Raw genomic sequence first — 14,460 nt, 5'->3', positions numbered from 1 at the left:
CGTCGGTAATCAGGCCTTTTAGGAAATTAATGTTTTGATTGGCAATCTTTTTGCTTCTTTGACAAATCCTTTGGAGAGATAGGTCCGTCCGCTTTGTACATGTTTTGGAATAATTACTTCGTAGCCCAATGCCGTTAGTAGCTTGTAAGCTGTAATACCAATCTCAGCATCGTTATATTCTGTAAACTCGTCGGAGAATAGATAGACCCTGCGTTTATTCTGCGGTGTTATCGTTTGCTTCCTGACCCATTGGCTCAACGTCGTTCCATTCACCGTAGGAAGAGAGCGTTTAGGTGCAAACCCTACGATTTTCTTTACCAAACCGGATAAAAAGCCATTCTTCACAACAAAATTATAGATTGAGCGACGAGCGATCCCAGTTTCTGGGAATCAGTAAAATTCGCGATCAATTTGGTCCTAAAGCCAGCCCCATGTTCATCGTAATAATGCTGTAAAAACTCGGCTTTCATCTTGGCAACATCCACACTCGACGGACATTCCGTTTTACAGCCCTTGCAACTCAGACATAGATCCATCACTTCTTTGATTTCCTCATGGTCAAAGCGATTTTTTTCGTGGAGTTGGTCAAAAATTGACGCAACATATTCGCTCGTGCACGCGTAGTATCCTTCTCATCCCGTGTCGCCATAAAAGATGGGCACATCGTCCCGCCGGTAATTTCTGTTTTCCGGCAATCACCAGAGCCCGAACATTTTTCAGCCAAACGGAGAATGGATTCATCTTTGGAAAAATCAAAATAAGTTTTTATATCCGTCCTATTTTTGTCATTGTCATAACGCAAATGGGCATCCATTGGTGGAGTGTTGACAATCTTATTTGCATTAAATACTCCTATTGGGTCGAAGATTACCTTTACTTCCTCCAGAAGTTTATAAACCTTTTCTCCGAGTACTTTACCAATAAATTCTCCCCTCAAACGTCCGTCGCCATGCTCCCCACTCAACGATCCATTATACTTTAATACAAGGTCACTTGTTTTTTTTTCCAATATGGAGCGGAAAGTGCGCTTACCTTCTTCTGTTTTCAAATTGACAAAAGGCTCGATATGTAGTTCACCCGCTCCAGCATGTGCATAGTAAGATGCATGCACCCCTTCTTCAACCAAAAGTTTCTGGATGTCACTGACATAGGCCGGAAGATCCTCTGGAGAAACCGCACAGTCTTCGATTAAATTGACCGGTTGGCTGTCCCCAGGAAGATTACGGATAAGCCCTAATCCAGCTTTTCGGACATCCCAGACAAGATTAGTCTGCTCGACTCCAATAATATAAGGATAGGCATAGCCCAACCCTTTCTCAATCAGTTCTGCCTTTAAAGCCATCGCCTTGGCTTCGGTCTCCGCAGCAGTATGACCTCTAAATTCTACGATCAACAGTGCCTGAGGATCACCCTCAATAAAAAAGCGATTGTATTTATAAGTCGGATGCCCGACCGTAAAATCCATGATATATTTATCGACCAGCTCAGACGCCTCAGGCTGATGATTCAATGCGATGACATTTCCATGCATACATTCAACCATATCAGCAAAATGAACACATAATAGTCCAAGCTCCTGCGGTGGTAAATCCATCAAGTGAAGCTTTGCCTCCGTTACAATCGCCAAAGTTCCTCCGAACCCGCCAAAAGGTTACACATATTAAAGGGCTGTGTACGGTCACTCAAAATATCTAAGGCATATCCCGTATTCCGTCGCGTAATTGAACGCTTGGGGTAGCCTGTTTCAATCGCTGCTAAATTTTGAGGATCTGTCAACAAATCATTCATGTGACGGTAGATATCCCCTTCACGATCTGCCTGTAAAAGTTTTTTGAAATAACTTGCCTCATCCAGCGAAGCAAAGCTCACCTCTGATTTATCATCTAAAAGTACATTTGCTGCAATTAGATTATGACGGGTATCGCCCCAGACAATGGAATGTAGACCCGAGGAATTATTACCAATCATACCACCAACCATAGCCCGACTTGCCGTGGATGTCTCCGGACCAAACATGAGCCCAAAAGGCTTCAGGTAACTATTCAGATCATCACGAATCACTCCCGGTTGTACCCGCACCCATTTCTCCTCCACATTCAATTCCAGGATACGGTTAAAATGACGGGATATATCCATAATGATACCATTTCCGACAACCTGTCCTGCCAACGATGTTCCAGCGGTACGGGAATTAAGGTTGTTTGGTTTGCTCGGGCAAAATCAATTAGATTCTTTATATCGTTTATATCAGATGGAATGGCCACCGCCAACGGTTTTTCCTGGTACACCGAAGCATCTGTTGAGTAGGCAAGTAACATGGTTTGATGCGATGCCTCATCTGAATAATACAACTCCCCTTTAAGTTGAGTTGCCAATAAGGCTAACTGATTCTGATCTTTCACTGAATTTGCTTTTTATATAGAAAACAAATTTAGTCAAATTTCTCCTTTGGAAAAAGGAAGAATTGCAAGAAATACACAATTTCTTTTAACAAAACGCATAAAAACGCAATAACAAAATGCAACAAACCGGTATTTTATTTCGCTTCTTCATCAATTGCTTGTATTTTTGCAGCAGCAACACGGTTTAATGAATTAACATCCGCTCTGTTATATGCGTAATCTTATCCTTCGATACACATTACATTCAGATTTTATTATATATTCGATACGGGTACTAGTAGGATTTTTGCTAGGCTACATCCTATTTGTGTCCTTTCCGGAATACTCTGTTTCCTGGACACTTATTTCAATTATCCTAGTGATATCCCCGCAGGAAAACGAGTCCAAAAAAATTGCCATTGACCGTGCCAAATCCAATTTCATTGGCTCTGCCATCGGCCTCAGCTTATACTTCGTACCGATTCCGCAGCTATATGCAATGATTATCGGGATGCTTGCCTCCTCATCATCTGCAAAGCACTGAATATTATGGCTGTGGCCCGCACATCTATGGTGGCTTTAATTATTGTCTACTTACATGAGCAGGAAAGTCGTTCCTATTTTGCAGCCCTCGACCGTTTCGGTTGTGTTTGCGTGGGATGTTTGATCGGCTTAGGTGTCATCCTATCCACCCGGAATATTATTATTAAATTGAGAAATCGGTATAATTGTTGACCATCATAAACTGTAGACCACCTGCAACTCCTTTTCAACCAACAAATTAAAGCAAACAAAGAAAATCAGCAGAAAGGAAAATCGAATAAAATTCACAACAACAACTATTCTTTCAGAATAATATTCATAATTAATACTAATATTTTGAATATTATACTTTTTCCTTACCTTTGCAGTCGAAATGACAAAAGTAGAATATAATTTAGATCAGGTAGATTACAAAATCCTTCGTTTAATGCAGGATAACGGGCGTATCAACAATGCTGATATCGCCAGAGAATTAGGTATGGCTCCTTCAGCAATACTGGAGCGGGTTAAGAAGCTTGAACAGAAAGACGTGATCCTAAAATACAGCGCCAAGATCAATCCAGCGGCTGTTGATCAGAAACTTTTATCATTTATTTTCATCAAATCCAATGATATCATTGGCGAACAACGTGTAGGTCTCGCCCTCGCGGAAATCCCGGAGGTACAAGAAGTACACGACATTGCTGGAGATGACGGTTATCTTATCAAAGTAAGAACGGCAGATTCAACAGGTTTGGTTGATTTAATGCGCAATACACTGGGCAAAGTAGAAGGAATAATTTCTACACGTACCACAATTGTACTTCAGACGGTAAAAGAAGATCAACAGGTTGTTATACCTGAATAACAGAAAGGAGGTTTTAATTATGTTGCAAGGACACAAAAAAGCTGCAAGCCCTTTAATGGTTGTAGTTGCTTATTTTATTATTTATGTGGTATGGGGCTCCACCTTTTTCTTTATAGAAAAAGCACTACATAGTTTTCCACCATTTATATTAGGCTCGTTTCGGTTTGTTACCGCAAGTGCCATCCTGATGAGTTATTGTGCCATAAAGGGTTATAAACTGTTTAACAAACGCTCCATATTGGAAGCTGCCTTTGTAGGCTTCCTACTTCTATTTGTGGATATGGCCGGAGTCATCTGGGCCGAACAATATGTTTCTGGTGGGGTAGCCGCGATTATTGCCGCCGCAGCTGCAATCTGGTTTATTTTACTTGACAAACCCAAATGGAAAGAAAATTTTAGCAGTGTCACCACAGTAGCCGGTGTTGTGCTTGGATTTGTTGGAGTTGTTATGCTATTTGCAGAACAGATCATGGCTTCCAACGACAATGCCAATGGGAATTTGAAAATCATCGCACTTTGTATTTTGGTATTGGGCTCCATCGCCTGGACAGTAGGTTCATTAGCGTCTAAATACTTCAAAAAATCAGAAGCACAAGAAAAGGAAGATCTGCACGTTATGGTCAAAACAGCCTGGCAGATGGTCACTGCAGGTGTTCTTTTAATATCACCGCGCTATTCACAGGCGAGTACGCATCATTTGAATTAAGCAGTGTCGCTCCTGTCGATTGGTTTAATTTGGCATATTTGATCACATTTGGTTCTATCCTTGCATTTAGCTCCTATATTTGGCTTTTGCAGGTGCGCCCAGCGATGGAAGTAAGTACATACGCTTATGTAAATCCGATCATTGCGTTAATATTAAGTCATTTTTTCACTTCACATGCCGTGACTTCCTTACAGATTGTAGGTTTGGCAGTTATTTTGTTCTCTGTTTTACTGATGAACTGGAAGGCTTACCGCACCAAATTGTCAACTAAAAATAAAAACAAAAAGATCCTGCAAGGAGGCACATTGGATACTTTGCCAAAGCATGATGATCGTCAAACAACTATAGATGATCTTCCCGAAGCAGAATTAGTACACTAGGTTGTTATTTTTCTAATTATATGATAAAGCTTAACGTAGATCTATGTTAAGCTTTTATTGTTTTTATCTTTTAGCAAAATTAGACGAGCAGGAATAAGATTTCTTCATATTTAATTGGCTAACTTTGCCCCAGTATTTGGCTAAACTAACTATAATGAATATATCAAAGCAAATTGCCTTTATTGGTAGTTTTGGAGTCGCTTCGCTTTTGATGGTCACAGGTTGTTCAAAGCAACTCCACCCTACACAAAAGGATTTCAAACAATACCATATCAACAAGGATGTACAAGCAGATCCTACCGTCGTTTCCATCTATGAGCCATTCAAGCAAAAATGGAAACCGAAATGAACCGCGTTATCGGACATGCCAATAAGGCGTTGACAAAAGAGAAAACACCTGAAACATTAATGGGTAATTTCTTTTGTGAAGCCTTGTTGTGGATGAGTGATCATTATGCCCACAATCCCGCCGACCTTGCCTTTGCAACAAAAGGAGGAATTCGCAATGATCTCAAAGCCGGGAATATCACAGTAGGACATATTTTTGAAGTAATGCCCTTTGAAAATACATTGACGATTATTGAGCTAAAGGCAGCCAAATACGCCAGCTAGCTGACTATATCGCGACAACCCATGGCCAGCCTATTGCGGGCATGACCTTAACGATAACAGGAAATAAGGTACAGGATATCAAAATCAAAGGACAGGCAATAGATGACAATAAAGCGTACAAACTCGTTACCTATGATTATCTGGCCAATGGTGGCGATAATCTCGTCCTATTGACACAATCGATCGCTAGAACCAACTATCCCCAACGGATGCGTGAAGGTTTGATAGAATATGTAAGTGAATTAACAAAAGCAGGTAAACAAGTAAATGCGGAATTAGATGGAAGAATTAAAATCAATTAATCGGAGAACCTTTATCAAGCAAGCCGGTGGATTTTCTGCAGCACTTGCTTTGGGTTCATTACCTTTTCAGGCGGCAGCAAAAGTAAAAAGATCAAATTGACCATTTTACATACCAATGATGTGCATAGTCGCATTGAGCCTTTTCCAATGGACGGTGGTAAGTATCAGGGACTGGGTGGCGTAGCTCGTCGTAGCACACTGATCAATAAGATCCGTAGCGAGGAAAATAATCTGCTATTATTGGATGCAGGTGACATGTTTCAAGGAACACCGTATTTCAACCTCTTTGGCGGTAAATTAGAGCTCGACCTGATGACCAAATTGCGATATGATGCCGGGACATTTGGTAACCATGAGTTCGATAATGGCCTGGATGGACTCGTGAAATACCTAGATCACGCCAAATTTCCATTTCTGACGGCCAACTATGATTTTAAAGGCACCGTACTTGAAGGGAAAACCCAGGATTATACGATATTTCATAAAGGCGGCATTAAGGTGGGTGTATTTGGACTGGGAGTTGATATCGAAGGGTTAGTAGATCCCAATAATTATAAAGGGATGAAATATCTGGATCCGATTGAAATATCCAACAAAATTGTTAAAATCCTGAAAGAAAAACACAAGTGCGACCTTATTATCTGTCTTTCGCACCTCGGGTATCAATATGAGAATGATAAAGTTTCAGATCTGGTTCTGGCAGCCAAAACATCAGATATCGATCTGATCATTGGTGGACACACCCATACTTTTTTAAATGAACCGACCTTGGTCACAAATTTAAAAGGAACACAGACAGTGGTCAACCAGGTTGGTTTTGCAGGTATCAATCTTGGTCGCATTGATTTTATTATGGAACCGGGATCAGACAAAAAGCAGATGATAGCAAGTACCTATCAGGTCAACCCGTCAATAGCAGAATCGCAACTGGCATAATATTATCCATTTATAATAGATGCCAAATTGACCAAATCAATTTGGCATTTTTTTGACAGAATCCGTTGAAGTTTTTGTGAGCCAAAACCAGCCCATACCGGAAAGATGGAAGCGCTCATAATAAATGACCAGCTTTTAAAAAGCAAATTATTTGCATGAAAAAAATCATATCCATATACCTGGATTCCTTCAAAGGCCTTTCACAGGCCGCATGGCTCTTGGCAGTTGTTATGTTGATCAACAGAATGGGAAGTATGGTCATTCCATTCCTGGGGCTCTATATGACACAGGTCCTTCATTTTGATATCAAACAAGTTGGGATTGTGCTTATGAGCTATGGCATAGGCTCAGTTTGCGGCTCCTACATCGGTGGGTGGTTGACAGATCGGATTGGTAGCTTTAAGGTACAATTCGGAAGTTTAGTATTGGCTTCGCCCCTATTTCTATTGATTCCTTTATTTAAAGAGGTTCAATCCCTGTCTATCATGATCTTTACACTAAGTCTAATTTTTGATGCATTTAGACCTGCGAATTCTGTTTCTGTTGCCAGTTACGCTAAACCCGAGAATATTACCCGAGCTTTTTCGCTCAACCGTTTAGCGATTAATCTAGGTTTTTCAATCGGTCCTGCTGCTGCAGGTTTTCTGGCGACGATCTCGTTTAACTGGATATTCTACGGAAATTCCTTTGCAGTGATGTGTGCTGCAGTAATTTTCTTTATCTTCTTTAATAAAAGACAAAAAGAACAGATGTAAAAGCAAAAAAGAAGCATTGGCAAACAGCAATATAATCGTAAAACAAAGTCGCAATCCTTATACCGATATTCCCTTTGTATTATTTAATATATTCTGCTGCATTTTCTCGTTTTGCTTTTTCCAGCTAATTACGACCTTACCAATATTTTATCGTGAGGTACACCACCTGGATGATCATCAGATCGGATTTCTACTAGGTTGGAGTGGTTTTGTGATTGTGCTATTGGAGATGTTTGTCGTGCATGTCGCCGAAAAGAGGTTCTCCCTGATTAGTACATTGGTGTTTGGTACCGCTTTATGCGCCCTCTCCTACGCCATGTTAAATTATATGGGTGGACTTGGCTGGTTATATTTCACATTTTTCATCTTCGGTCTTGGCGAAATGCTGACACTTCCCTTTATGGCGACCGTATCTGTCAATCGTTCTACACCCAAAACTCAGGGAGCATATATGGGCTTCAACTCCCTGGCTTTCTCTGCAGCAAATATCTTTTCACCATTGCTCGGAACTTCTATTGTTGACTCCTTTGGATTTACAACATTGTGGTGGGCTACAGCACTGACCCTATCCTTTACAGGACTCGGCTTTTACCTTGTGCTGAAATGGATGCGATAAATAATAAAGGGACATTTCAAATGAAATGTCCCTTTTATTATTTAAATAAGATCGGTGGATTTTCTTACCAGATCTTAATACGTTTATCTGTAGGGATAAACATTTTATCGCCATCTTTCGTTTCCCATGCAGCATGGAATGCATCCAAATTGATGATTGGAGCGAATGCCCTATATTGTGCAGGAGAATGTGGGTCCGTTTTCACCTGATTCACAACAAATTCATCCGTTGTCTTCGTTCTCCAAATGGTTGCCCAAGAAAGGAAAAAACGTTGATTCTGCGTAAAACCATCGATTAAACCAGGATTTCCTTTGTCTTTTAAATACAACTGTAATGCATCAAAAGCGACCGAAGAACCACCCAAATCACCAATATTCTCACCTAAAGTGAAACGACCGTTCACAAAAACTCCCGGAACTGGTTCATAAGCTTCAAATTGTTTAACCAACGCATCCGCTGCAGCTTCAAATTTAGCCTTATCACCATCAGTCCACCAGTTGTTCAAATTTCCATTACCATCGTATTTTGCACCCTGATCATCAAAACCATGGGATAACTCATGTCCTATGACAGCACCGATGCCACCAAAATTAACCGCTGCATCCGCTTTGTAATCATAAAACGGAGGCTGAAGAATTGCTGCCGGAAATACGATTTCGTTAAACAATGGACTATAATAAGCATTTACAGTCTGTGGTGTCATTCCCCATTCAGATTTATCAACTGGCTTACCTTGTTTTGCAAGGTTCTCATAAAAAGCCCACTTGCTGGATGATAAAACATTCGCGTAAAGTGATGTTCCAATATCAAGTTTGCTATAATCCTTCCATTTGTCCGGATAACCGATCTTCACTTTAAACTTCGACAACTTTTCGAGCGCCTTCACTTTTGTATCTGCAGACATCCATGTTAGACCATTGATATGTTGCCCGAATGCTTTTACAAGATAGCTTACCAGCTCCTCCGCGTCCGCTTTGGCTTTTGGTGGAAAATTCTCCTTAACATATAACTTACCCAAAAGCTCTCCAGCGATAGAATTAACGAACTCTACCCCTCGTTTGTCCAGTGCACGTTGTTCCTTCTGCCCTTTTAACTTACGACCCCAAAAATCAAAAGAAAGATCATTTAATTCCTGCGTTGTATATGAAGCAGCGGTGTTTAATAAGTGAAATGTCAAGATATCTTTAATAATCGGAAGGTTCGCCGGATTGAAGATTTTATCTAAATTTTCATAGTATTTTAGTTCGGGTACAATAACGGTATCCGCTTTGAATCCTACATCGCTTAGATATTTAGCAATGTCGACGTTTTTTACCATCTTTTTCAAATCAGCAACCGCCACCGGATTATAGCGGCCATTTGCATCACGCGACTGTTCGACAGTTTTTAGATTAGCGGCCAATTCTTTTTCAAATGCAACAATTTTAGGACCTTTTAGATCTCTTGTACGTTGCCCCGATTTGGCATAAAGCGCAGAGATATATTCCGAATAATCCTTTAACGTCTCTTCATTCTTTTGATCCTTAACTTGGTAATAAGAACGGCCTAAGCCTAGACTTCCACCTCCCAAATAAACCGTATTGACATTAGAATTTTTGAGATGCGCATATACATATCCACCAAAGAAAGGGTTTCCTCCGATAGGAGCCACTTCTACCAGATATTTATAAAGATCATCAAAATTCTTTATCGCATTAATTTTTGTCAAATAGGGCTGAACAGGTTCTAATCCCAATTTGTCACGCGTCTTCATATCTACAAAAGACCGATACAAATCCCCTATTTTCTGGTTATCTGTTCCTTTTGTAAACTGGCCTGATAACGATTCCTGCAACACTTTCAATGTAGCGATGTCTGTATTTTCACGCAACTCATCAAAAGAACCCCAACGTGCCTTATCCGACGGAATTTTAACCGTTTTCATCCATTGACCGTTCACAAAATTGTAGAAATCATCCTGCGGACGAACACTTTTATCCATGTAATTTACATTGATTGCATTATTTTGCGCATGGCCGGCCAAAGAACCACATGCCAACAAAGCAGCCAAAAGTATATTTCTCTTCATATAAATTTTAGTTTGTTATGTATCTACACAAACTTAAGAAAAGTTTCGCTATTGTTCCTAACACAAAACATAGTTTTGCAGACAACTGAAATAATAGATATTACACTATGTCTGTCTTTTGTTTTGAGTCGATTTACGGAGCAGGAGAAAGAAAATCACCAGGAAGAGTGCCACTCCACCCAGCCAAATCCAGGGGTTGGCATACCACAACGTGCCGTTTGCCTCCTTGAGCTTTTGATTTTCCTCAATCGGCACCTCAGCATGGAGTATAATAATGGAAAATAGCAAACAAAACAGTAAAGACATTCTTTTCATATGATCTACTTTATATAGATAGAATGCTCCGCCAGCCTATTTTGTTTGCTTAGGATAAAATTTGTGTTCAGTCTTTTTGTCTGATCTCCCCAGATGAACGACATCTTTTAAATCAAAAGGCGTTTCCTGGTATACAAAATAGTTGAGCCAATTATTAAATAACAAGTTCGCATGGCTCGTCCAACGCACCAAAGGTTGATTTTCTGGATTGTCATCTCTATAGTAGTTCTCAGGCATGCGAATGGCCTGGCCTTTTTCTAAATCCCTTTTATACTCTTCATCCAAAGTAAATGGTGCATATTCAGAATGGCCGGTCAGGTAAAATTCCCGACCGCCGCGGGAAGATGCGATGGCAATACCTGCCTCAGGAGATTCGGAAAGAATTTCTATCCCGCTTTTAGCAAGTAAATCGTCTTTCTCCATAGTTGTATGCCGGCTATGAGGAATAAAAACTCATCATCAAATCCACGAAATAACGGGTGTCTTTTGTCGAGAGCAGTATGTTTGAATACACCAAAAAGCTTTTCATCCAACGGTTTTTTCTCCACATCATAAAAATGATACAATGCCGCCTGTGAAGCCCAACAGATATATAAGCTTGACGTTACATGCGTTCTTGCCCAGTCAAAGATCGTCTGAATTTCATTCCAGTAGGTCACTTCTTCAAATCTGACCATCTCAACCGGAGCGCCTGTGATGATCATACCATCGTAGAAGTTTTCCTTCACTTCACTTAGGCTTTTATAAAACATCTCTAAGTGTTCCTCAGGAGTATTTTTTGAAACATGGGTTTCCAATCGAAGAAACTCCATCTCAACTTGCAAAGGATTATTGGAAAGTAAGCGGATAAAATCGGTCTCCGTTGTAATCTTAAGAGGCATCAGATTGAGGACCAAAACACGTAATGGTCTAATATCCTGCTCATTTGCTCTTAGATCACTCATGACAAAGATATTTTCCTTTTTTAAAAGCTCTATCGCAGGAAGGTTATTAGGAAGTTTGACTGGCATATATAAATTTCTCCTTATACAATTAGCATGCAAAATTAACAAGAAAATGGCAGAATACTAAATGAAACCGCAAATTTAAGTTTGCACCAAATCATAGCTTTTTTCCCTTTCAGATTACTCTTCGGTTAATTGCCTTAGGGCTTTTTGAAACTTCGCCGAGCCAAAATCCATCCCGCCCACGTGCTTATTGACCAGTTTGCCCGCTTTATCTATGATAATGGTCGTGGGGATACTCGTCGTACTAAGATCTTTTGGTAAGGCGGAGTTCAGCTGATAGACCGGAAGACTATATTTTCTTTTCTTTAAAAACTTCTCTGAGTATTTCAGGTTACCGTCTACGTCCACCGATAAAAACACAATTCGGCTATTCCCTTGAAAGTCTTTATAGAGTTTGTCCAAAGAAGGCATTTCTGCTAAACAAGGTGAACACCATATCGCCCAAAAATTGATCAAAACAACTTTACCTTTGAGCTGATTCAACGAAATAACCTTGCCTTTACTATCTTTAAAACTAACTTCCTCATTTTTGAGTCGTATGCCAACATGCGTTGTCGGATCATCTCCATACGCATAAACCGATGTGTATGTAAATAGTAATAGCAGTAAGATGCTGATCGCAATAGATCCGACGCTGTTTTTTCTTCTCATATTGTTTCTTTCATGAAGGACACACAATCAACGTTTATTGTATAAATTGATTGTGTTCATCAAGCACAAACTACAATAAAATTACATTTATTCTCGTATTTTAATTCAATATCCATGTCAGCAAATTGACCAAACTTGATGGTTTAAATACATCCTACTGATCCAATGCAGTCTATGAACACAAGAAAAAACTGCAAAATCAGAACATAATAAACCCAGCAGCTGGGAATTAAACCCACCAAAAACAATTTGCTCATTAGTCACCACCCCAATTTATTTTGAGGAAACGATCAATTGAATGCGATGATTTGTCTAAAAGTTATTACAAACAAATTGGCGGCTATGATTATTATATAGTATATAATAAGTAAATCAATATGAGCAAGGAAAATCAATCCAGGAAATCGAAATCAATGGAAAAGTTTATCAGTATAGTTCCCTAAGAAATCTACCGGATGGTGATATCGAACATCTGCCCTTCAGTATTCGGATTCTCCTGGAAAATGTCTTACGTAACCATGATGGATTTAGTATCACGGATGAGCATATCGCCACATTAATCAATTGGTCTCCTCAGCCTGTCGACAAAGATATTCCATTCAAACCAGCACGCATTCTCATGCAGGACTTTACCGGTGTCCCTGCAGTGGTAGATATGGCCTCCTTACGAGCTGAATTTGTTCGACATGGCAAAGATGGTCAAAAATTAACCCAGCGATCCCTGTTGATCTGGTTATCGACCACTCCGTCCAGGTAGATTATTTTGGCACCGAATATTCTTACGACAAAAATGTAGCCTTGGAGTATGAACGTAACCGTGAACGGTACGAGCTTCTGAAATGGGCTCAAAAAGGCTTAAAAATTTCACTGTTGTCCCTCCGGGGATGGGAATCTGTCATCAGGTAAATTTAGAATATCTTGCCAAAGGTGTTATTTCCCGTGATAATTGGTTATTTCCCGACACCTTAGTCGGCACGGACTCCCACACCCCTATGGTCAATGGCATCGGTGTCCTGGGTTGGGGTGTTGGCGGTATCGAAGCCGAAGCAGCGATGTTGGGACAACCTATCTTCTTTACCTGTCCGGAGGTGATCGGACTTAAGCTCACAGGTAGTATTCCTGATATCTGTACAGCGACTGATATGGTACTTTCCATCACAAAAATTCTACGGGATAAAGGTGTTGTCGGAAAATTTGTTGAAGTCTTTGGAGACGGATTAGATACACTGTCCGTCACAGACCGGGCCACCATCTCCAATATGTCACCTGAATTTGGCTGTACGGTCACCTATTTTCCGATAGACGACCGCACACTGGAATACATGCACAGCACCAATAGAACCGAGCAGGAAATCAAGATTGTAGAAAAATACTGTAAACAAAATCTACTCTGGCGCACAGGAAAAGAACAGATCATATACTCCTCCGTTGTCGAATTTAATCTAAGCACACTCGAGCCCACAGTTTCAGGCCCCAAACGTCCACAGGACAAAATTTTGGTTAAGGACTTAAACAATAAGTTTTCACAGCTACTCGATAGTGAACACCATCGACAATACATCCCGATGCCACAACGTTCGGAATCAGCTTGGTTAGCAGATGGCGGATCGGGTACCGAATTTACTTTTGGGAAAGTACCTGTTGAACATGATTCACCACATCAAGTCATTTCAGAGTCTATACATGCCGTAAGAATAAAACACAATCATAAGGAATATATTGTTAGTGACGGTAGTATCGCTATTGCTGCAATTACAAGCTGTACAAATACCTCTAATCCAACAGTCATGATCGGTGCTGGTCTATTGGCCAGAAATGCTATTGAACGTGGGTTACGGACAAAATCTTGGGTAAAACCTCCTTGGCGCCAGGTTCAAAAGTGGTCACACAGTACCTTGAACGATCGGGGCTCAATGCAGATCTTGACGCACTCAGATTCCACACTGTAGGCTACGGATGTACCTCCTGTATCGGAAATTCAGGCCCACTCCCACCACAAATTGCGGAAGCAGTTGAGAAAGGTGAGTTGATTGTGGCCTCAGTATTGTCAGGGAATAGAAATTTTGAAGCACGGGTCCATCCGCAGGTAAAAATGAATTTCCTAATGTCTCCGATGCTGGTTGTTGCCTATGCCCTTGTTGGCCGCGTGGACATCAATTTGATGGAAGATCCTCTTGATTATGATCCGAATGGACAACCCGTTTATTTGAAAGATATCTGGCCAAGTCGTGAGGAAATTACCAAAACAGTCAACGAATGCGTCAAACAATCTGATTTCCAAGAGGTCTACGACGTTATCTTTGATGGTTCTACGGATTGGCAGGATCTAGCAGTCAATCTT

At 40.5% G+C, this 14,460-nt stretch carries 19 protein-coding genes and 2 pseudogenes; 12 read left to right on the top strand and 9 right to left on the bottom strand.

Features of this window, described 5'->3' with window-relative positions:
* Positions 1 to 18: 18 nt before the first annotated feature.
* Genes KUH03_RS47505 through KUH03_RS47485 form a run of 5 tightly spaced genes read right to left on the bottom strand, consistent with a single transcriptional unit; the run spans position 19 to position 2,402 of the window.
* Positions 19 to 345, bottom strand: coding sequence for a hypothetical protein (locus tag KUH03_RS47505; RefSeq protein WP_306429328.1), 327 nt, complete (start codon positions 343 to 345; stop codon positions 19 to 21).
* A complete protein-coding gene (locus KUH03_RS47500; protein WP_306429889.1) occupies positions 342 to 593 on the bottom strand; it encodes a 4Fe-4S dicluster domain-containing protein in 252 nt (83 codons plus the stop codon). The genes KUH03_RS47505 and KUH03_RS47500 overlap by 4 nt, the downstream gene beginning before the upstream one ends.
* Positions 536 to 1,627, bottom strand: coding sequence for an FAD-linked oxidase C-terminal domain-containing protein (locus KUH03_RS47495; RefSeq protein ID WP_306429327.1), 1,092 nt, complete (start codon positions 1,625 to 1,627; stop codon positions 536 to 538). Before KUH03_RS47495 ends, KUH03_RS47500 begins: the two co-directional genes overlap by 58 nt.
* Positions 1,615 to 2,136 (bottom strand): FAD-binding oxidoreductase, encoded by a 522-nt coding sequence (locus tag KUH03_RS47490; protein WP_306429326.1) that lies wholly within the window; start codon positions 2,134 to 2,136, stop codon positions 1,615 to 1,617. Before KUH03_RS47490 ends, KUH03_RS47495 begins: the two co-directional genes overlap by 13 nt.
* Complete coding sequence (locus KUH03_RS47485; RefSeq protein WP_306429325.1) at positions 2,097 to 2,402, bottom strand: hypothetical protein; 306 nt, start codon at positions 2,400 to 2,402, stop codon at positions 2,097 to 2,099. Before KUH03_RS47485 ends, KUH03_RS47490 begins: the two co-directional genes overlap by 40 nt.
* A 286-nt stretch (positions 2,403 to 2,688) precedes the next feature.
* On the opposite strand from KUH03_RS47485, the gene KUH03_RS40335 reads away from it, so the two are divergent.
* The 11 genes from KUH03_RS40335 (at position 2,689) to KUH03_RS40285 (ending at position 8,078) form a co-directional block, all read left to right on the top strand.
* Entirely contained in the window at positions 2,689 to 2,925 is a 237-nt protein-coding gene (locus tag KUH03_RS40335) for an FUSC family protein (RefSeq protein ID WP_257090218.1), read from the top strand.
* Between the two features lie 372 nt (positions 2,926 to 3,297).
* Positions 3,298 to 3,771: an Lrp/AsnC family transcriptional regulator gene (locus KUH03_RS40330; protein WP_223585270.1), complete on the top strand. Its 474-nt coding sequence runs from the start codon at positions 3,298 to 3,300 to the stop codon at positions 3,769 to 3,771.
* Between the two features lie 19 nt (positions 3,772 to 3,790).
* Positions 3,791 to 4,477 carry an EamA family transporter gene (locus tag KUH03_RS40325; protein WP_257090217.1) on the top strand — a complete coding sequence of 229 codons (687 nt, stop codon included), beginning with the start codon at positions 3,791 to 3,793 and terminating at the stop codon, positions 4,475 to 4,477.
* 38 nt (positions 4,478 to 4,515) lie between these two features.
* Positions 4,516 to 4,857, top strand: a complete 342-nt coding sequence (locus tag KUH03_RS40320) for an EamA family transporter (RefSeq protein ID WP_257090216.1) — start codon at positions 4,516 to 4,518, stop codon at positions 4,855 to 4,857.
* Between the two features lie 154 nt (positions 4,858 to 5,011).
* A complete protein-coding gene (locus KUH03_RS40315) occupies positions 5,012 to 5,206 on the top strand; it encodes a hypothetical protein (RefSeq protein ID WP_257090215.1) in 195 nt (64 codons plus the stop codon).
* On the top strand, positions 5,191 to 5,469 hold the full coding sequence (locus tag KUH03_RS40310; protein ID WP_257090214.1) for a 5'-nucleotidase C-terminal domain-containing protein: 279 nt from the start codon (positions 5,191 to 5,193) through the stop codon (positions 5,467 to 5,469). The genes KUH03_RS40315 and KUH03_RS40310 overlap by 16 nt, the downstream gene beginning before the upstream one ends.
* A gap of 41 nt (positions 5,470 to 5,510) precedes the next feature.
* Positions 5,511 to 5,771: a 5'-nucleotidase C-terminal domain-containing protein gene (locus KUH03_RS40305; protein ID WP_257090213.1), complete on the top strand. Its 261-nt coding sequence runs from the start codon at positions 5,511 to 5,513 to the stop codon at positions 5,769 to 5,771.
* Positions 5,749 to 5,871, top strand: a complete 123-nt coding sequence (locus KUH03_RS40300; protein WP_257090212.1) for a twin-arginine translocation signal domain-containing protein — start codon at positions 5,749 to 5,751, stop codon at positions 5,869 to 5,871. The genes KUH03_RS40305 and KUH03_RS40300 overlap by 23 nt, the downstream gene beginning before the upstream one ends.
* Complete coding sequence (locus tag KUH03_RS40295) at positions 5,868 to 6,707, top strand: bifunctional UDP-sugar hydrolase/5'-nucleotidase (protein WP_257090211.1); 840 nt, start codon at positions 5,868 to 5,870, stop codon at positions 6,705 to 6,707. The genes KUH03_RS40300 and KUH03_RS40295 overlap by 4 nt, the downstream gene beginning before the upstream one ends.
* Before the next feature lie 155 nt (positions 6,708 to 6,862).
* The gene (locus KUH03_RS40290; protein ID WP_257090210.1) at positions 6,863 to 7,462 is read left to right on the top strand and encodes an MFS transporter; all 600 of its coding nucleotides are present in this window, start codon (positions 6,863 to 6,865) and stop codon (positions 7,460 to 7,462) included.
* Positions 7,463 to 7,478: 16 nt separating this feature from the next.
* On the top strand, positions 7,479 to 8,078 hold the full coding sequence (locus KUH03_RS40285) for an MFS transporter (protein WP_257090209.1): 600 nt from the start codon (positions 7,479 to 7,481) through the stop codon (positions 8,076 to 8,078).
* 64 nt (positions 8,079 to 8,142) lie between these two features.
* Here the strand turns inward: KUH03_RS40285 and KUH03_RS40280 are convergent, their stop codons facing one another.
* From KUH03_RS40280 to KUH03_RS40265, 4 genes and pseudogenes are all read right to left on the bottom strand, one after another.
* A complete protein-coding gene (locus KUH03_RS40280) occupies positions 8,143 to 10,146 on the bottom strand; it encodes a M13 family metallopeptidase (RefSeq protein WP_257090207.1) in 2,004 nt (667 codons plus the stop codon).
* Positions 10,147 to 10,251: 105 nt separating this feature from the next.
* Positions 10,252 to 10,461, bottom strand: a complete 210-nt coding sequence (locus KUH03_RS40275) for a hypothetical protein (protein WP_257090206.1) — start codon at positions 10,459 to 10,461, stop codon at positions 10,252 to 10,254.
* A gap of 36 nt (positions 10,462 to 10,497) precedes the next feature.
* A pseudogene (gene metA, locus KUH03_RS40270) lies at positions 10,498 to 11,471 on the bottom strand (homoserine O-succinyltransferase).
* A gap of 114 nt (positions 11,472 to 11,585) precedes the next feature.
* The gene (locus KUH03_RS40265) at positions 11,586 to 12,119 is read right to left on the bottom strand and encodes a TlpA disulfide reductase family protein (RefSeq protein WP_257090205.1); all 534 of its coding nucleotides are present in this window, start codon (positions 12,117 to 12,119) and stop codon (positions 11,586 to 11,588) included.
* Positions 12,120 to 12,794: 675 nt separating this feature from the next.
* Here KUH03_RS40265 and KUH03_RS40255 point away from each other — a divergent pair.
* Positions 12,795 to 14,202 (top strand): annotated as a pseudogene (locus KUH03_RS40255) (aconitase family protein); the annotation flags it as partial.
* Between the last annotated feature and the right edge of the window lie 258 nt (positions 14,203 to 14,460).

The organism is Sphingobacterium sp. E70, assembly GCF_019285695.1.
GTDB lineage: Bacteria > Bacteroidota > Bacteroidia > Sphingobacteriales > Sphingobacteriaceae > Sphingobacterium > Sphingobacterium detergens.
This window is presented reverse-complemented; position numbering and strand designations above follow the sequence as displayed.